This window comes from Mediterraneibacter glycyrrhizinilyticus, from assembly GCF_015560805.1.
Lineage (GTDB): Bacteria > Bacillota > Clostridia > Lachnospirales > Lachnospiraceae > Schaedlerella > Schaedlerella glycyrrhizinilytica_A.
This window is the reverse complement of the sequence record NZ_JADMSO010000001.1, coordinates 421,177-438,010: the sequence shown is the minus strand read 5'-3', so window position 1 is coordinate 438,010 and position 16,834 is coordinate 421,177. Positions and strand designations below refer to the sequence as shown.

General features: G+C 47.0%; 17 protein-coding genes and 1 rRNA gene. 2 read left to right on the top strand and 16 right to left on the bottom strand.

The window, feature by feature from the left end:
- From I2H87_RS02045 to I2H87_RS01985, 13 genes are all read right to left on the bottom strand, one after another.
- Window positions 1-82 (bottom strand): 16S ribosomal RNA (locus tag I2H87_RS02045); the annotation flags it as partial.
- Between the two features lie 714 nt (window positions 83-796).
- Window positions 797-1,108: a thioredoxin gene (gene trxA / locus I2H87_RS02040; protein ID WP_009267097.1), complete on the bottom strand. Its 312-nt coding sequence runs from the start codon at window positions 1,106-1,108 to the stop codon at window positions 797-799.
- Between the two features lie 185 nt (window positions 1,109-1,293).
- Window positions 1,294-1,971, bottom strand: coding sequence for a Crp/Fnr family transcriptional regulator (locus tag I2H87_RS02035; RefSeq protein ID WP_009267098.1), 678 nt, complete (start codon window positions 1,969-1,971; stop codon window positions 1,294-1,296).
- A gap of 185 nt (window positions 1,972-2,156) precedes the next feature.
- Complete coding sequence (purD, locus tag I2H87_RS02030) at window positions 2,157-3,428, bottom strand: phosphoribosylamine--glycine ligase (RefSeq protein ID WP_195609213.1); 1,272 nt, start codon at window positions 3,426-3,428, stop codon at window positions 2,157-2,159.
- A gap of 11 nt (window positions 3,429-3,439) precedes the next feature.
- Window positions 3,440-4,063, bottom strand: coding sequence for a phosphoribosylglycinamide formyltransferase (gene purN, locus I2H87_RS02025; RefSeq protein WP_009267101.1), 624 nt, complete (start codon window positions 4,061-4,063; stop codon window positions 3,440-3,442).
- Window positions 4,057-5,082, bottom strand: a complete 1,026-nt coding sequence (gene purM, locus I2H87_RS02020; protein ID WP_044954738.1) for a phosphoribosylformylglycinamidine cyclo-ligase — start codon at window positions 5,080-5,082, stop codon at window positions 4,057-4,059. The genes purN and purM overlap by 7 nt, the downstream gene beginning before the upstream one ends.
- Before the next feature lie 77 nt (window positions 5,083-5,159).
- A complete protein-coding gene (gene purE / locus I2H87_RS02015) occupies window positions 5,160-5,672 on the bottom strand; it encodes a 5-(carboxyamino)imidazole ribonucleotide mutase (protein WP_195609212.1) in 513 nt (170 codons plus the stop codon).
- Window positions 5,673-5,694: 22 nt separating this feature from the next.
- Window positions 5,695-7,785, bottom strand: coding sequence for an aminopeptidase (locus I2H87_RS02010; protein ID WP_195609211.1), 2,091 nt, complete (start codon window positions 7,783-7,785; stop codon window positions 5,695-5,697).
- Window positions 7,786-7,847: 62 nt separating this feature from the next.
- Window positions 7,848-8,219 (bottom strand): DUF6142 family protein, encoded by a 372-nt coding sequence (locus tag I2H87_RS02005; protein WP_009267105.1) that lies wholly within the window; start codon window positions 8,217-8,219, stop codon window positions 7,848-7,850.
- Window positions 8,203-8,667, bottom strand: a complete 465-nt coding sequence (locus tag I2H87_RS02000) for a VanZ family protein (protein WP_044954740.1) — start codon at window positions 8,665-8,667, stop codon at window positions 8,203-8,205. The genes I2H87_RS02005 and I2H87_RS02000 overlap by 17 nt, the downstream gene beginning before the upstream one ends.
- A gap of 89 nt (window positions 8,668-8,756) precedes the next feature.
- Window positions 8,757-8,906, bottom strand: coding sequence for a hypothetical protein (locus tag I2H87_RS01995; protein WP_195609210.1), 150 nt, complete (start codon window positions 8,904-8,906; stop codon window positions 8,757-8,759).
- A gap of 30 nt (window positions 8,907-8,936) precedes the next feature.
- Window positions 8,937-9,623, bottom strand: coding sequence for an orotate phosphoribosyltransferase (gene pyrE, locus I2H87_RS01990; RefSeq protein WP_195609209.1), 687 nt, complete (start codon window positions 9,621-9,623; stop codon window positions 8,937-8,939).
- 201 nt (window positions 9,624-9,824) lie between these two features.
- A complete protein-coding gene (locus I2H87_RS01985; protein WP_195609208.1) occupies window positions 9,825-11,225 on the bottom strand; it encodes an alanine/glycine:cation symporter family protein in 1,401 nt (466 codons plus the stop codon).
- Between the two features lie 181 nt (window positions 11,226-11,406).
- On the opposite strand from I2H87_RS01985, the gene I2H87_RS01980 reads away from it, so the two are divergent.
- Together I2H87_RS01980 and I2H87_RS01975 are read left to right on the top strand one after the other, a co-directional pair.
- Window positions 11,407-11,940, top strand: coding sequence for a sigma-70 family RNA polymerase sigma factor (locus tag I2H87_RS01980; protein ID WP_009267110.1), 534 nt, complete (start codon window positions 11,407-11,409; stop codon window positions 11,938-11,940).
- The gene (locus I2H87_RS01975) at window positions 11,930-13,051 is read left to right on the top strand and encodes a DUF4179 domain-containing protein (RefSeq protein WP_195609207.1); all 1,122 of its coding nucleotides are present in this window, start codon (window positions 11,930-11,932) and stop codon (window positions 13,049-13,051) included. The genes I2H87_RS01980 and I2H87_RS01975 overlap by 11 nt, the downstream gene beginning before the upstream one ends.
- A gap of 105 nt (window positions 13,052-13,156) precedes the next feature.
- Here the strand turns inward: I2H87_RS01975 and I2H87_RS01970 are convergent, their stop codons facing one another.
- The 3 genes from I2H87_RS01970 to I2H87_RS01960 form a co-directional block, all read right to left on the bottom strand.
- Window positions 13,157-14,185 (bottom strand): LacI family DNA-binding transcriptional regulator, encoded by a 1,029-nt coding sequence (locus tag I2H87_RS01970; RefSeq protein WP_120171149.1) that lies wholly within the window; start codon window positions 14,183-14,185, stop codon window positions 13,157-13,159.
- A gap of 72 nt (window positions 14,186-14,257) precedes the next feature.
- A complete protein-coding gene (locus I2H87_RS01965) occupies window positions 14,258-15,232 on the bottom strand; it encodes an ABC transporter permease (protein ID WP_054704372.1) in 975 nt (324 codons plus the stop codon).
- A gap of 10 nt (window positions 15,233-15,242) precedes the next feature.
- Window positions 15,243-16,751, bottom strand: coding sequence for a sugar ABC transporter ATP-binding protein (locus I2H87_RS01960; RefSeq protein ID WP_022151568.1), 1,509 nt, complete (start codon window positions 16,749-16,751; stop codon window positions 15,243-15,245).
- Window positions 16,752-16,834 lie beyond the last annotated feature (83 nt).

Sequence of the window (16,834 nt, the reverse complement as noted above, 5' to 3'; positions counted from 1 at the left end):
CCGGTAAAGTGCTTCGTTCGACTTGCATGTGTTAAGCACGCCGCCAGCGTTCATCCTGAGCCAGGATCAAACTCTCGTTAAAAGTGTTTGTCTTGGTCAAGAATCGCTGCTAGCAATTCTTTTCCTTTTTTACTGTTTGGTTTGTTTCAAACCGTTCTTAAAAATCTTCTCTTAAGAAATTTTCAAGGATCTGTTGTCTATTGTTCAGTTATCAAGGTTCTTTGTTTTTGCTATCTGTTCAAGCGACAGCTTTAATAGGTTATCACATCGTTTCCTGTTTGTCAACAACTTTTTTAACTTTTCATTCCAGCAAGTTTTTTGTTGTTTCCATTCATTCCCGATGTTCGCCATGTAAAAGTCAGAAGAATGTCTCCCACACTTTCGGAATAGAACGAAACATCCCCTTTGTATCCCAGCGGCAGCCAAGCCCCGGTCTGCAAATCTTTCTTTGTTTTGTTCCTGTCCCCTCAGCGACGAAGACTATCTTACCATCGCTCCCAGTAATTGTCAACGTTTTTCTTGTTTTTTATTTATTTCATGCAATTCAGACAATAATAGGATTTCCCGGTTTTAAACGGAATAATTGTCACATTTTTCTTCTGTTGCCGAGTTCCTTCTTCATTCTCCGCAAAAGAAACTCACTTTCCTTATAGAAAAACTCTTATTTAAAAGAAAAACAACTGCGAAACTTCCAACTAATCTGGAAGTTTTCCGCAGCCGTTTCTTTTCATTTCCTCTTTTTCGTATCTATTTTCTTATTTAGAACGGATCACGAATCCATCCGCTCCCGCTTCGTTTACTGACCAAGCATAGACAGCACGGCACTTTTCGGCATTGCGCCCATTTTTTTATCTGCGACATCGCCGTTTTTAAATACGATAAATGTCGGGATACTCATCACTCCATATTTCTGTGCGATCGACATCTGCTCATCAATATTGATCTTACATACTTTTGCATCATTTACTTCATTTGAAATCTCTTCCACTACCGGTCCCATCATCTGACATGGTCCGCACCAGTCTGCATAAAAGTCGACCAATACCGGTTTTTCCGACTGAAGTACCTCTTTCTCAAAATTTTCTGCTGTTAATTTTACAACTGCCATTTGTATTTCCTCCTTATGATTCCATTTTGTATATCTCTGTTATTAAGATTCCACAAATGCGATCTCTGATTCAAACTTTTCTGATTTAATCTCCACACACCTTGCGTCTAATCTTCATTCGTTTTATCTTGTTTTTCATTATAGAGAACTTTCCGTCCCGTTTCTGTGACAATGTCACACAAGCTTTATATTTTTGACAACTTACCGCTGTCCAATACTTCGATTTTTCCGCGCGTTATTTTGATCAGACCGTCTTTCTGGAATTGTTTTAACAATCTGGTCACAACTTCCCGCGCGGTACCGATATCCCGCGCAAGCACATCATGCGTAATAGAAAACAGATCCGCCCCCGCAAGCGCCCGGTGCTCCAGAATAGATCCCGCAAGCCGACTGGCCACATTCGAGAAAACATACTGATTAAACAGCCACATAATATCCGAAAATTTTTCTGAGATCATTTCCAATGTATAATCTTTCACTTCGGCATTCTCTTCACTTATCGTCTGATAGATACATTTCGGGATCGTGCAGATCTCAGAATCCGTCTCCAGTTCCATATCCAGTTCAATATCCATCCCCCGCATCATGCAGGCTGCACTCAAGATGCTGACATCTCCATCCAACAGCCGGAACAATGTAATCTCCCCACCACCGGCAGATGTTACAAACACACGCGCCTGCCCCGAATAAATGATCTGAACTCCCGCGCATTCTTTTCCGCCATAATGCAGCATCGTTCCTTTTGCATAATGATTGCCGATCACACCTTGCAGCATCCTATTCTGCTGCTCCATTGTCAGCTTCTCCCAGAAAGGAAATGCCGATGCGAGCATTTTTTCTTTTTCCTCTTTATTCCAGTCCATTCTTTTGTCTCCACCTTTTCTTTGAAAACTGCCGGATATATCTCTTCTATTTTAACAAACAATTTCTTTTCCCGCCAGATGCAACTTCCTCCAACCTCAAAATACTCTCACAACCGAAAAAGACAGAGGCACTCCGCCCCTGTCTCTTTCCCGATCACATTTTCATGGTTCTCTTATGATGCCTTTTACGCCTCGTCAATTGCTTTTCCGATATCATGGCGCATATATTTGTTCTCAAACTGTACCCACTCGGTCGCCGCATAGGCATTCTCCCGCGCTTCTTTTAAATCTTTTCCCTTGGCTGTGACCCCGAGCACGCGTCCGCCGTTCGTCACGATCCGGTCGCCGTCGAAATTCGTACCGGCATGGAAACAATAATATCCGTCATGCTTCTTGAACTCTTCCAGACCTGTGATCTCATATCCTTTTTCATAGCTCACCGGGTATCCGTCGGATGCCAACACAACGCAAACTGCGGCATTGTCCTCAAACTGCAGATCCACCTGATCCAGCGTTCCGTCAATGCATGCTTCCATCACTTCAATAATATCATTTTTCATTCTCGGCAGGACAACCTGTGCTTCCGGATCTCCGAAACGTGCATTATATTCCAGCACTTTCGGTCCGTCCGCAGTCAGCATCAGCCCGAAAAAGATCACGCCTTTGAACTCGCGTCCCTCCGCTGCCATCGCGTCAACAGTTGCCTGATAAATATACTGCTCACAAAATGCTTCCACTTCTTTTGTATAGAACGGACTCGGAGAAAACGTTCCCATTCCGCCTGTATTCAATCCGGTATCTCCGTCACCCGCACGCTTGTGATCCTGTGCGGACGTCATCGTCTTGATCGTCTTACCGTCCACAAATGACAGCACCGATACTTCGCGCCCGGTCATAAATTCCTCGATCACCATCTCATTTCCGGCCGTACCGAATTTCTTATCCAGCATGATCGTCTTCACGCCTTCTTTTGCCTCTTCTAAATCCTGACAGATCAGAACGCCCTTTCCAAGAGCAAGACCGTCTGCTTTCAAAACGATCGGATAGGAAGCATTTTCCAGATAAGCAAGCGCCGCCTCCGGATCCGTAAAATTCTCATACCCCGCTGTCGGAATGTTATATTTTTTCATCAGATCTTTGGAAAATGCTTTAGACCCCTCCAGGATCGCTGCATTTTTCCGAGGTCCGAATGTGCGGATCCCCGCGGCTTCCATCTCATCCACCAGTCCGGCAACAAGCGGATCATCCATTCCTACGATCACCAGATCGATTTCCTTTTCTTTTGCAAACGCAACCAGTTTGTCAAACTCCATCGCGCCGATCGGAACACAGACTGCATACTCTGCGATTCCTGCATTTCCCGGCGCGCAGTAGATCTGATCTGCTTTCGGGCTTTTTGCCACACATGCGGCAATAGCATGCTCTCTTCCGCCGCCGCCTACGATCAATACTTTCATGACTGCCTCCTCTATTGAATTACTGTCTTTCCGTCTTTCACTTCGACTCTGCCGTTTGCGATCAGATCGATCGCCTGCGGAAGAATCTTCCACTCCGCCTGCTCCATCACGCGCCTCTGCAGGATTTCCGGCGTATCGCCGTTTTCCACTTCCACCGCTTTCTGCAGGAGGATCGGACCGGTATCCGTTCCCTCATCCACAAAATGCACCGTTGCGCCGACTACTTTCACACCGCGCGCAAGCGCCGCTTCGTGCACTTTCAGCCCGTAGTATCCGGTTCCGCAAAAAGCCGGGATCAAAGACGGATGAATATTGATCATCCGGTTTCTGTACGCTGCGATCATCTCCGGCGGGATCACCACAAGGAATCCGGCCAGTACGATCAGATCCGGCTCGTAAGAATTGACACGCTCCAATAATTTCTCATTGAACGCAGCCCGATTTTCAAAATTTTTCGGCGAAACACATTCCGCCGCGATTCCATGTTTGTCGGCGCGCTTCAACGCGTATGCATTTTGATTATTGCTGATCACACCTACGATCTTCGTATTTGTGACCGTTCCGTTTTCCACACTGTCAATGATCGCCTGCAGGTTCGTTCCACCTCCGGACACCATCACCAATACCTTTAGCATAAGGTAACTCCTTTTTCTCCATTCTCAATCCGTCCTACCACATACGGGGTATCTCCTGCCTGTCGGATCGCTTCCATTGCTTTATCCACATCTGCCGGAGCCACTGCGAGGACCATTCCAAGTCCCATATTGTAGGTGTTGTACATCATCTGCTCTTCCACCTGACCTTTTTCTGCCATCAATGTAAAGATCGGCGGGATCGGGTAACTGTCTTTCTCGATCACGGCATGCGTTCCATCTTTTAACATTCTCGGGATATTCTCATAGAAACCGCCTCCAGTAATATGACTGCATGCTTTCACAACGACACCCGCATTCTTCACATTTTTCAGCGCTTTCACATAAATTCTCGTCGGTGCGAGAAGTGCCTCTCCCAACGTCGTTCCCAGACAGTCATAATAGGTGTCGAGAGATTCTTTTGTGATCTCGAAAATCTTCCGCACAAGTGAAAATCCATTACTGTGCACTCCGCTGGACGCCATACCGATCAGCACGTCTCCCTCTGCAAGATCCTCCCCTGTGATCATCTCTTTTTTGTCACAGACACCTACGGCAAATCCGGCAAGATCGTATTCGTCCTCCGGCATCAGTCCCGGATGTTCCGCCGTCTCTCCGCCGATCAGCGCCGCGTCGGACTGCTTGCATCCCTCCGCAACTCCCTTTACGATCGAAGCGATCTTCTCCGGGTAATTCTTTCCGCATGCGATATAATCGAGGAAAAACAGTGGTTCTCCGCCTGCGCAGGCAATGTCATTGACACACATTGCAACCGCATCGATCCCGATCGTATCGTGCTTGTCCATCACCATCGCAAGTTTCACCTTTGTACCACATCCGTCTGTTCCGGACAGCAGCACCGGCTCTTCCATCTCTTTGATCTTTTCCAGTGAGAATGCACCTGAAAATCCTCCAAGTCCTCCAAGCACCTCGGGACGCATCGTCCCCTTCACATATTTTTTCATCAATTCCACTGACTGATACCCGGCCTCAATATCCACTCCGGCTGTCTTATAATCCATTGCCATAATCGTATCTCCCTTTCATCGGTTGTTCCGGTCGCACGGACCTGCCGCCCAACTTTTTTTGTTCGCGTTCCTTATTTATTTTCCAGATATGCTTCGTAGCCGATCTCATCCAGCTTTGCGGCTTTGCCCTGAACGGTCTCTTTCATCTCCTGTGTATACGCTTTCAGCTTCTCCAAAAGATCCGCATCGGAAACCGCGAGTATCTTCGCTGCCAGGATCGCCGCGTTCATGCCGCCGTCGATGGCAACTGTCGCAACCGGGATTCCCGGCGGCATCTGTACGATTGAAAACAGCGCGTCCTCACCCGCAAGATTCTTTCCGGACATCGGAACGCCGACAACCGGCATCGGAAACAGTGCCGCGCACATTCCCGGGAGGTGAGCCGCCATACCGGCGCCTGCAATGATCACCTTGATCCCTTTTCCCTCTGCTGCTTTTGCCCACTCAAAAAATACATCCGGCTCTCTGTGCGCCGAAATGATCGTCATCTCATAATCGACCCCTAATTTTTCCAACATCTTTGCGGCTTTGCTCATCACTTTCAAGTCAGAGTCACTGCCCATTACGATTCCTACTTTTGGCATATCACGTCCACCTTTCTCGCTTTCAGTTCAGTTGATCCAGAGGTTCATTGAGCACTTCCGTCCCCGGAAGAACGAACCGTCCGTCTTCCAATAGTATAATCTGTTCTCCATTTTTTGTCACTACACTTATTTCTTCTAACTCTTCATAAGGTATGGTTATATCTGTGTGGCACTGGAAGTATGCTTTCGCCGGATCTTCTTTTCTGAGAAGCGAAATTTCGTTGTCTCTGGCAATGATTTCTTTCCCGTTCGGATTGTATACTTTGATGTCTTCACTCCAACTGTAACAGGTGTCTCCCACCGCAAAGTGAGGTCCTGTTTTCTCCGCGATCAGAATCGGCATCTTATCCTCGATCTGATATTTTTTTCCCGTCACATAAGCTGTCGTATTCGTGCCGATCGCAAATTCACCGAGCGGAAGCGTCTCATGATTATGCAGCACATTGTCGTAAATATATTTCCGGTTCTCTTCTTCTTTCTCGAAGTTTGCGCATGTATAATCTGTGATCTTTCCGTCTGCAAACGTCAGTTTCAGATCGATATACTGCAATTCGTTCAGATAGACTCTGCTGACGTGAAGAACGCCCTCCGTCCCCGAAAGTACCGGAGATGTAAATACTTCACCTACCGGAATATTTACGTCTGCCACACAGTTTTCAAAAATCGTCTCTTTCTCCGGATCCCGCAGTTCATGAAGCTGTATTTTCAAATCAGTCTGATTCGCGCCTTTTCCCTTGACCCGCACATAAACACCCTGATCCAGCGCGTCAATGATCGTCTGCTGCACCCGTTCGTACAAACCGGCGTCCAGCGTATTGATCCGGATCACATCGTCGAAAATCTCGCTGTACCGCTCTCCGATCTCCGGCACCGGATACGCCACGATCGTAAAACTCCGCTCCTCCCCTTTGATATACCGGTTCACAAGCTGCCCCGATTTACTGTCATATAAACGCACCAGCTCCTGCTGCACGCCCGAATATGAAAGTGATTCCTCTTTTACCTCCGGTGAAAACGGCTGTTCTCCGAAAATTTCCATCACCGCAGGTCCTGCAAATTGTGCCGCCTGCTCTTTATTCTTCTCGTATACATTTTTGAGCACGTCCAGTTTCCGCTCCACATAACGCTTATCCAAAAACAACGCCTGATCCGATCGATGATCGTACTCATATTGTTTGTTGGCGATCGCACCGTAATATCCGATCTTGATCTGTTCTTTTTTCGTGATCACGCTGGATGCCGCGCGGTAAATGACCGGCTTCAGTCCCATTTTTTCAAAATTCTCCACAGCAAGCCGGACAACCCGTTCAAATCCAAGGCAATACCGGATATTGACAACTGATTTTTTAGACAGATCTTTTCCGGTATTGACAAATCCGATCCGGTACCCCTCTGTGTAAACGTCCGCCATTTTCCGCAGCGTTTCCTCCGGAAGCGACGCCAGATGCTTCGCCGTCCGGATCTCGTTGTCCGTAATATATTCCCCAAAACGGTACAAATACCGCAGATCCGTTAAATCCGACTCCATAATGATCCTTGCTGCAAACGATAATTCCGGATAAAGCTGTTCTTCGATCCGGTCTGCCAGAAACACATCACAGTAATCGCTGGCATACCAGTAAACGATCTCTTTCAGCGTCTTGTACTCCGGTATCTCCTCTTCAAAACAGTTATAAATCTCAATGAACAATTCCTGAAGAATCGTCAGATAGTCGAGCCGCGCTTCATAAGCGCAGGCAATACCGCCGCGCAGCTCCGCGTACAGAAAACTTAAAATCTGACCGTAAGACTCTCCGAGCACCCGAACCGCATACTCCGGGTTGGCATAGCTCCCCCCGTAACATTCCGGCAAAATATCCGAATAAAGCCGACGGTTGATCTCCCACATTTCTTCCAAAGACAAAGTTTCCCACTCACCGGAAGCAACTTTTTGTCTCACGGATTCTATTTCCAATAAAAAAACTGCGGTTTTCTGAAAATAATCCCGAAACGGATCTGTTACACTTTCTTCCACCGCAATTCTTCTGATACGTTCCAGAGAAAGCGCATGCCGTTCCTCGCACTGTGCATTTCGCTCGCTCTGCCATTCTCTGTTCCATTCACTTTGTGTCATAAACAAACACCCTCCCGTCTAAACTTATTTTCTGTCAGTCTTCCCTGTCTTTTGATGTGCGCCTAGAATCCCATCACAAAGATCATGAGCAGACAGATCAGTATCAGTATATTCAGCACGACGCCGACTTTACATGTCAGATAGTTCTTCTCGCGTTCCCGTCTTCCTTTCACCGAAGCCCGGATCCCCATGCCTGCCAAAATAACCGCGAGCACGCCCATTCCTCCGACAAACCCGACCGTCTGTCCGCGCAGGATAAACGCAGCCAAAATCGCAGCAACAAGAAGCAGGAACGCTCCCGCGGCATACCAGCAGGACCAGATTCCCATGCGGGAATGTTTCAGCACTGTCTGTCCGTATTTTCTTGTCCCATATTTTTTACGTTCTTTTTCCAACGCTTTCTCCTGAGCACTTTTTTTATTTCCGAACATCATGTTTTCTCCTTATTCTATTGCAGATCATAAACAAAATATACCCCAGAACACCGCCGAGCGTGTTCAGAAGAATATCATCCACATCAAAGCTTCCGACTCTTGTAAAAAGCTGGAATATCTCCACCCCGAAGCAGAGTACAAAACTGTAGAATACCGTTTTCAAAAAGCCTCTGCTGTGGCTCGCCACGGATATAAAAAATCCATATGGCACAAAGATCAATATATTTCCGAATAAATTGGCAAATACCGCAAATGTTCCCAGCTCCTCGCGGTATTCGATAAAGCGGCTTATCTCCTTAAAAAGTACAAGATTATACCGATATTCTTCCACAGTACCGGTACGTCCATACAACTCGGAAAAGCACAGAAAATATACGAGAAAAACAATGTACAATACAAACAATATTTTCCCGAGCATCCGGACTTTTCTCACTTGTTTCTGATTCAAATCATTACCCCTTACTTTGCTCAAAAAACGGAAAACGAGAAGCAGATCCGCATAAATTTTCCGCTTCTCATCTGATTCCCGTTTCACATTTAAAATGTAATTACATTTCTGTTTTTCAAAAGACGCGCTCCGCTTACGATCGAAAGGATCCCCGCTGCAACGCCTGTCACAACCATGATCACTCCCACGACGATCCCGATCGCACCGGAAGCTGTCATTGTCTTATATGCCTTTTCCATCTACATCCACTCCGTTTCCGCCCGAAAAACTTAGTTCTGCTTTGCACCGTATGTTTCATAATATGCGTCGATCGCCTGTTTCAATGTATCGTCGATCACAACTTTTCCGCTGCATTCTTTGTTGTACAGACACTCTACAACATCTTCCATCGTCACGATCGCCGCCGTCTCAAATCCATACAGATCTTTCACTTCATCCAGCGCGCATTTCTCCCCGCCTTTTCCGACTTCCATACGGTTCAAGGACACCATCAGTCCTACGATCTCCACGTCTGCCGCTCCTTTTACTTTCGGAACGGTCTCTTCCATGGATTTTCCGGACGTCGTAACGTCTTCGATCATCACAACACGGTCTCCGTCTTTCAACTTACTTCCAAGGAAGCTTCCCTTATCTGCACCGTGATCTTTTTCCTCTTTCCGGTCCGAACAGTAACGGATCTCTTTTCCGTATAATTCGCTGTATGCCATTGCCGTCACGACCGCAAGCGGGATTCCTTTGTACGCCGGTCCGAACAGGACGTCAAAATCATCTCCGTAAGTGCTGTGGATTGCTTTTGCGTAATACTCGCCCAGCTTTTTCAACTGTGTTCCGGTCACATATGCGCCCGCGTTCATGAAAAACGGAGACTTTCTTCCGCTTTTCAGCGTAAACTCGCCGAATTTCAGCACGTCGCTTTCCACCATAAATTCAATAAATTCCTGCTTGTAAGCTTCCATCTTCTTAAAACCTCCTGTATTTACAGGCTTTTTCAAGCCTTTTTCTTTTCACTCTCCGCTACACCACTGTTACATCATCAGACTGTTCGATTCATAAGAGATTCCTCCTCACCGCCGCCTTTTCCGGTAAAAATGAGAAAAGGATCTCTAAATCTTCCTAATTTTATCATATATTTCCTGTTATTTCAATCAAGGAACGCCTTACTTCCAGACTGTATTTTTGATTCCCACATTTTTCTCATGGAACACCGGTTTGATCCCTTGCTTTTTCTGTTTCTCATAATCATTGAGTACCTTGACGACCGTTCCGCTAAGCAGGAAGATCGCGATGATATTTACGATTGCCATCAGTCCCATCGTCACGTCCGCCAGATTCCACACAAGCGAAAAGTCTGCCTGCGCGCCGAGGAAGATCGCCACGATACAGGTGATCCGAAATACGAACAACAGTGCCTTATTATTCTTAATGAACAAAATATTAGATTCTGCGTAGAAATAATTTCCTACAAGGCTGCTGAACGCAAACGCAAAAATAGAAAACGTAATAAAATGGATTCCCCACTGTCCCACATTGGAACTGATCGCCGCCTGCACATACGGGATCCCGTCAAGAACGCCGCTCTTTCCCTCCACGCCGGACACAAGCAACATCATCGCCGTACTGGAACAGATCAACAGTGTATCGATAAATACGGAGATCGTCTGTACAAGTCCCTGATTGACCGGGTGTGCCACATCTGCCGACGCCGATGCATTCGGCGCGCTACCCATTCCGGCTTCATTAGAAAACAGTCCCCGCTTGATTCCGATCACGACCGCGCTTCCTGCCAATCCTCCTGCCATCGCCTGAAAATCAAACGCATTTTCAAAAATCAGCGCGAAAACTTTCGGCAGTTCGGATACATTCATGATCATCGTCACGATTCCGATCAAAATATAAGAGATTGCCATGATCGGAACGATCACCGACGTGATCACACCGATCCGGTGGGATCCACCCCAGATCACGACCGCGGTTGCCGCCGCCAGAACAAGTCCGACTATCATCGGCCAGATCGACTCCGTATAGTTCGGAATATAATATTCCAACGCCGAAGACATATTATACGACTGCAGTCCGTTGAATCCATATGCGAAACAGATGATCAGAAGTACGGAAAACAAAACTCCCATCCAACGTTTGCCGAGCGCCCGTTCCATATAGTAGGACGGTCCTCCGCGGAACTCCCCGTTCTCTTTCACTTTATAAACCTGCGCCAGTGTACTCTCCGCAAATGCCGAAGCTCCGCCGATCACAGCCATCAGCCACATCCAAAATACCGCGCCCGGTCCTCCTGCGGCAATCGCAGTCGCAATTCCCGCAATATTTCCTGTCCCGACACGGGAAGCTGTTGAAATCATCAGCGCCTGAAAAGACGACACTTTTTTCTTTCCGTTCTCTTCCTCGGTATTCTTTTCCATCAGGCTTTTGATCCCGTCTTTTAACAGACGGATCTGCACGCCTCTTGTCCGGATGGTAAAATATACGCCTACTGCCACGAGCATGATGATCAGCACATAAGTGTACATAAAATCATTCAGTTTTGTAAGAATATCGTTCATCTCTTGTTTTCTCTCCTCAATCCTATCTTTCCTCTTTTTCGTAGTAACCGGATTATTTTATCATATGTTTACAAACAACTCAAACAAAATTGTAACCTTTCTCTGTGAATTTCCGTCTAATCAGTGTAAGCTGGTTTACAGTACATGCAGCATGTTTGAAACGAAAGGGGGAATCCGATCTATGGATCCATCAGAAAAAAGAAAGCTTGCCAGGAAAGCGATCCGGAAAAATCCGGATGCTTACGGCGCGCTCATCACTGAATACAAAGAATATCTCTACAAAATGGCGTACTTATATATGAAAAACGAACAGGATGCGCTGGACATTGTAGGAACAACCATTTTAAAAGGATTTCAGAACATCCACACGCTGAAAAATCCGGATTGGTTCAAGACATGGATCACGAAAATATTGATCCGCACCGCACAGGACGAATTGAAGAAAGTCATCTATTTTGATTCCGCAGACGAAATCCAGATTTCCGAGCGGTACAACGGCGTTTCACTGGAAGAAAAGCACGATCTGTACTCTGCCATCGACCAACTCTCCGAACGTTACCAGACCGTGATCGTTTTAAAATATTTCAGCGGCTTTTCCGTCCGGGAAATCGCATTTGTCATGAATATTCCGGAGGGTTCGGTAAAAGCCTACTTAAGCCGCGCCCGAAGTGAACTGAAAAATATATTAAAGGAGGACTATCTTTATGCTAATTAATTTTGATGAAATCCCAATCCCATCCGATAAATTAGACAACATCGTCTCCGAAAATCTCGACGCAATCAAAAAACAGTCCCGCAAAAAGAAACAACACCGGATTTTTGCAAGCGGCGCTGCGGCGGCTGTACTGATCACCGCATTTTCCGCATTCTGCATTTCCAATCCCGTGCTTGCTTCCAAAATCCCGCTGATCGGAAGTATTTTTAAAGAAGTACAGGACGAACAGCGCTATACCGGAAACTTTGACGAAGTCGCCGAGCCGCTGACAAACGGAAACGTCTGCACCGCAAACGATGTCACAGTCACGCTCTCCGAAGTATACTGTGATACGCAGGCCCTGTACGTCTCCGTCATGCTCGAATCAACGAAACCGTTTTCCGAAGAACTCAAAAAAGGGACGGAACAGGATACCGGAGAGGGGATCGTCCACGAATTTTATCTTGCAAACTCACAGGAATATGATTTCTTAAAAACGCCTGCCGAATACGAGATCGACAATGAAGATCCCGATCACTTCCAATGGACGCCGGTTGCCCTGCGCGGTGAATTTACGGACGACTCCACGTTTATCGGCTCTTTCCGCGTGGACTTTAATCTTTATCCGCTGGCTCTGGAAACAGAAACCCCGGAATCTTTCCACTGGAAACTGACGGTTGACGAACTCGCAACTCACAGCGAATCCCTCACCGGTCCATGGACGTTTGAGACCGACGTCGCCATGGATTTAAGCAATACGGCGATCACCGAGATCAATGAGAGCGGTCCGAACGGAGAAGTCGTTCAGTCGCTTGTCGTCACCCCTTATGAAGCAACGTTCCGTCTTGGGTATGACGAAGCGAAGATCCAGCCCGGTTACGAAGCGTTCGACAGCGTCCAAAGCGTTATGCTCGACGCCGACGGCAAGGTGATCCGCGACAAGGTCGGTATGTTTCCGACGACGGACTACAATCTGGCGGAAATCACAAAATATTATTTTGCGACGCCGGACGACGCCACTTACGTTGCCATTCAGGAAAAACTTCGCGACGAGACTTTCCAGCCTCAGCTTCGGGAATATCTCGAGAGCATTTCCGTTCAGAAGATCGTGATCCACCCGGAACTGCCGTAAGATCACATTTCTGTAAATGCAGAGACCGCATCCAACGCAATAGAAAAGAGACAGAGGCATGTCAAAACCTCCTGTCTCTTGTTCTTCTTAACCTATTCATTTTTCTTACTGTATTAATTTTTCCGATCCTCTCACTTCCAGCCAGGGATTCACATAATGTCTGCGCGTGATATGCCGGATCGTCCCGCTTCTCTCCTTATCCTCGAACCGTCTCTCCAGAATATTCATCGCCTCATACCCCATCTCGTAGATCGGCCGCAGAACCGAAGTCAGATGCATGTCCGCATATTCCAGTTCTTTGATATCATCAAAACAGACAAGCGCAATATCCTTAGATACTTTCAGATGATGTTCCTGCATATACCGAAGACATCCAAGCGTCGTCATATTGTTGCAGGTAAATACTGCCGTCGGCGGATCTTTCCGTTCCATCAGCGTCCTCATCGCCTGATAAGAACCCTCCTCTTTGAATCTGCCGCTTACAATGTAACTTTCATCCACCTTGATCCCATGTTTCTCCAGCGCCCGCCGATAACCGATGCACCGGTCGTTTCCCGGTTTGGACGTACTCGGTCCGGTGATCACGCCGATCCGCTCATGTCCCTCTTGGATCAGACATTCCACCGCTTCGCACGCCCCCTCGATATCGTTGGAAAACACTCCGTCAAACTGATGCTCACGGACATCACGGTCGATCAGCACGACAGGGATCCCATCCTGTTCAAACTGCCGGAGCAGCTGCAATGTCGCGTCGTCTTCCTCTGAAATCGGTGTGATGATCACACCGCGTACGATGCTGTTCTCCAGATTCCGCAAAATCTTATGTTCCCGTTCCAGATCATCATCTGTTCCGAACATAAATACATTGTAATCATTTTCAATCGCACAATCTGAAATGCCATGCAGAATTTTGCTGAAAAAAGGATTCTCAATATCCGGCACAAGAAACGCGATATTTCTGGATTTTCCCACACTCAGTTCCCGGGCGAGCGCATTTGGCTTATACGAAGTCCCCTCGATCACACGCATGACTTTTTCCCGCGTCGAGCTCTTCACATTGGACTTGTTGTTCAGCACTCTGGACACGGTTGATGGGGAAACCCCCGCTTCTTTTGCTACATCATAAATATTCATGACATTCCTCTTTCTTTCCGTAGTTCCTACACGGATCATCTTTCAGAATGGTAGCAACAATTTGCAGAGATGTCAACCTTTCTTTCTTGCTTTGAGCATATCCATCGTCACCGCAAAAATGATCAGGACACCGCTTGTGATCTCGAGCACATGTGTGTTCAGTCCGAACTGTACGCCGGCATTGTTGATCAGCGTCATCAAAATAGTTCCAAGGATCGTTCCGGCTACAGCTCCGCGTCCTCCTGTCAGAGATGCACCGCCGATAACCGCTGCCGCGATCGCATTCATTTCGTATCCCTCGCCGCCGGTCGGAAGCGCACTCTGTACACGGGCTGCCAGCATGATACCCGCAATACCATACAGCAGACCTGCAAATGCGTAAACCGAATAGAACATCGCCCGTACTTTGATACCGCAAAGCTTCGCTACTTCCACACCGCTTCCGATCACATATAAGTTTCTTCCGAAGATCGTAAATTTCAACACAAGGAAGATCACGACCGACACGATGATCCAAAAGATCGCCAATACCGGGAACAAACCTCCGATGTTGGTATTTCCCATATCCAAAAGCCGCTGATCCAGTCCGCTGACTGTAAGCGCGCCGCTGATGATCTTTACGATTCCATAAATGATCGTCTGTGTTCCGAGTGTCGCGATCATCGCAGGAACACGGAACTCATGAACGATAATGCCGTTGAGCAGACCGCACAATACGGAAACAACTACCGCAATTACAAGCGTCAGATAAAAATTCACATTGGTATCTCTCTGCAAAAGCGCCAGTACCATACAGGACAATCCCGTGATCGCACCGCAGCTGATATCAATCCCTCCGGTGATGATCACCATCGTCTGCGCTACCGCCAGAACACCGATGATCGCACACTGTTTCATCAGGTTTGTGATGTTGTATACGGTACAAAAGTTATCGGTTCCCACGGATGCAACGATAAACAGTGCCACAATGATAATGCCGAGCGTAAATTCCGTCTGTTGGAATACGCTGGTCAACGAACCATTTTTTCCTTTTTTTGCCTGATTCATAATGCCCCTCCTAACTTTCAATAGACGCCCGTTTCAGAACATCTTCTTCTCTCAGATTTTTCAGTTCTTCCGATGCAAATTCTCCAGTGATCTTTCCCTGCGCCATCACGATCAGCCGATCGGACAGTCCCATCACTTCCGGCAGATATGAGGAGATCAGTATGATCGATTTACCCTGTGCCGTCAGTTCTTCCATGATCTTGTATATCTCCTCTTTTGCCCCAACGTCCACGCCGACTGTCGGTTCATCGAAGATCAGAACATCCGGATCGCAGCATAACAATTTTGCGATAACGACTTTCTGCTGATTTCCTCCGGAAAGATTACCCACAAGCTGCATCACGCTCGGCGTCTTTACATTGACCCGCTTTGAATAATCCACTGCGCGGTCCTGTTCCGCTTTCAGAGAGATCACGCCGCCCTTGCTGATCATCGCATAAGAATTCATATTGATATTCGTCTTGATCGGAAGCTGAAGCGCAAGTCCGTCCGTTCTGCGGTCCTCGGTCAAAAAGCTGATCCCGTACCGCATGGCGTCGCTCGGATTTTTGATATTGACTTTCTCGCCTTTGACGTACACATCGCCCGTCAAACGTTTTTCCACGCCGCACATCGCCCGCATCACTTCGCTTCTTCCGGCTCCGACAAGCCCGACAAACCCTAAGATCTCTCCTTTTTTCAGATTGAAGTTAATGTCTTTAAAATGAGAACTGTCGCTGAAATTTTCCACCCTCAGCACTTCTTCTCCCGGTTTCTGGTGTCCGATATTGTAAATATCCGACATCTCACGTCCTACCATCATCGCGATCAGGGAATCTTTCGTCACCGCGCTGATCGGTTTCGTATCGACATAAGTACCGTCTTTCAATACGGTTACTGTGTCGCAGATGTCCATCACCTCTTCCAGACGGTGAGAAATATAAATAATGCTGACGCCTTTTTCTTTCAGTTCCGCTATAAACTTAAAGAGAATCTCTACTTTTTCATTTTCCAGAAGAGCCGTCGGCTCATCAAAGATCACTACACGGATATCGTCATTGACCGAAATCTTACTGATCGTAACCATCGCCTGCATTGCGATCGGAAGTGTCTTGATCTTTTCGTTCGGATTGACATTCATCTCAAATTTATCAATGATCTTCCGGGTATCGTCCTGCATCTTTTTCCAGTCCACAAGTCCCAGCTTCGTCTTCGGCTGTCTGCCCAGGAAATAATTTTCCGCAATGCTCAAGTCCTGTGCGATATTTACATGCTGATAATTCGCAAACACACCATGGCTCTGTGCTTCAAGCGCATTGGAATTCACAACCCATTCTCCATTGTAATTCATCTGCACTTTTCCTTTATCCGGCTTTTCAACACCCATAATACATTTGATCAGTGTTGATTTTCCGGCTCCGTTTTCACCGCACAGCGCATGAACTTCGCCTTTCTTGATCTCAAAACTCACATCGTTTAATGCAGTGACGCCAGGATAAAATTTGCTGATGTGGTCAATTTTCATAATTGTCTCGCTCATAATTCCATCCTCTCTGATTGACAACGGGAGGCGCGGCAAATCTTACAACTCTCCTGCAGCCTCCCGTTTAAGTCTCACTCAAA

What these genes read in the sequence shown, in the direction of transcription:
- trxA (WP_009267097.1), bottom strand. Translation starts at nt 1,108, where the DNA reads ATGGCAGTTGTAAAATTAACAGCAGAAAATTTTGAGAAAGAGGTACTT.
- I2H87_RS02035 (WP_009267098.1), bottom strand. Translation starts at nt 1,971, where the DNA reads ATGGACTGGAATAAAGAGGAAAAAGAAAAAATGCTCGCATCGGCATTT.
- purD (WP_195609213.1), bottom strand. Translation starts at nt 3,428, where the DNA reads ATGAAAGTATTGATCGTAGGCGGCGGCGGAAGAGAGCATGCTATTGCC.
- purN (WP_009267101.1), bottom strand. Translation starts at nt 4,063, where the DNA reads ATGCTAAAGGTATTGGTGATGGTGTCCGGAGGTGGAACGAACCTGCAG.
- purM (WP_044954738.1), bottom strand. Translation starts at nt 5,082, where the DNA reads ATGGATTATAAGACAGCCGGAGTGGATATTGAGGCCGGGTATCAGTCA.
- purE (WP_195609212.1), bottom strand. Translation starts at nt 5,672, where the DNA reads ATGCCAAAAGTAGGAATCGTAATGGGCAGTGACTCTGACTTGAAAGTG.
- I2H87_RS02010 (WP_195609211.1), bottom strand. Translation starts at nt 7,785, where the DNA reads ATGACACAAAGTGAATGGAACAGAGAATGGCAGAGCGAGCGAAATGCA.
- I2H87_RS02005 (WP_009267105.1), bottom strand. Translation starts at nt 8,219, where the DNA reads ATGATGTTCGGAAATAAAAAAAGTGCTCAGGAGAAAGCGTTGGAAAAA.
- I2H87_RS01995 (WP_195609210.1), bottom strand. Translation starts at nt 8,906, where the DNA reads ATGGAAAAGGCATATAAGACAATGACAGCTTCCGGTGCGATCGGGATC.
- pyrE (WP_195609209.1), bottom strand. Translation starts at nt 9,623, where the DNA reads ATGGAAGCTTACAAGCAGGAATTTATTGAATTTATGGTGGAAAGCGAC.
- I2H87_RS01985 (WP_195609208.1), bottom strand. Translation starts at nt 11,225, where the DNA reads ATGAACGATATTCTTACAAAACTGAATGATTTTATGTACACTTATGTG.
- I2H87_RS01980 (WP_009267110.1), top strand. Translation starts at nt 11,407, where the DNA reads ATGGATCCATCAGAAAAAAGAAAGCTTGCCAGGAAAGCGATCCGGAAA.
- I2H87_RS01975 (WP_195609207.1), top strand. Translation starts at nt 11,930, where the DNA reads ATGCTAATTAATTTTGATGAAATCCCAATCCCATCCGATAAATTAGAC.
- I2H87_RS01970 (WP_120171149.1), bottom strand. Translation starts at nt 14,185, where the DNA reads ATGAATATTTATGATGTAGCAAAAGAAGCGGGGGTTTCCCCATCAACC.
- I2H87_RS01965 (WP_054704372.1), bottom strand. Translation starts at nt 15,232, where the DNA reads ATGAATCAGGCAAAAAAAGGAAAAAATGGTTCGTTGACCAGCGTATTC.
- I2H87_RS01960 (WP_022151568.1), bottom strand. Translation starts at nt 16,751, where the DNA reads ATGAGCGAGACAATTATGAAAATTGACCACATCAGCAAATTTTATCCT.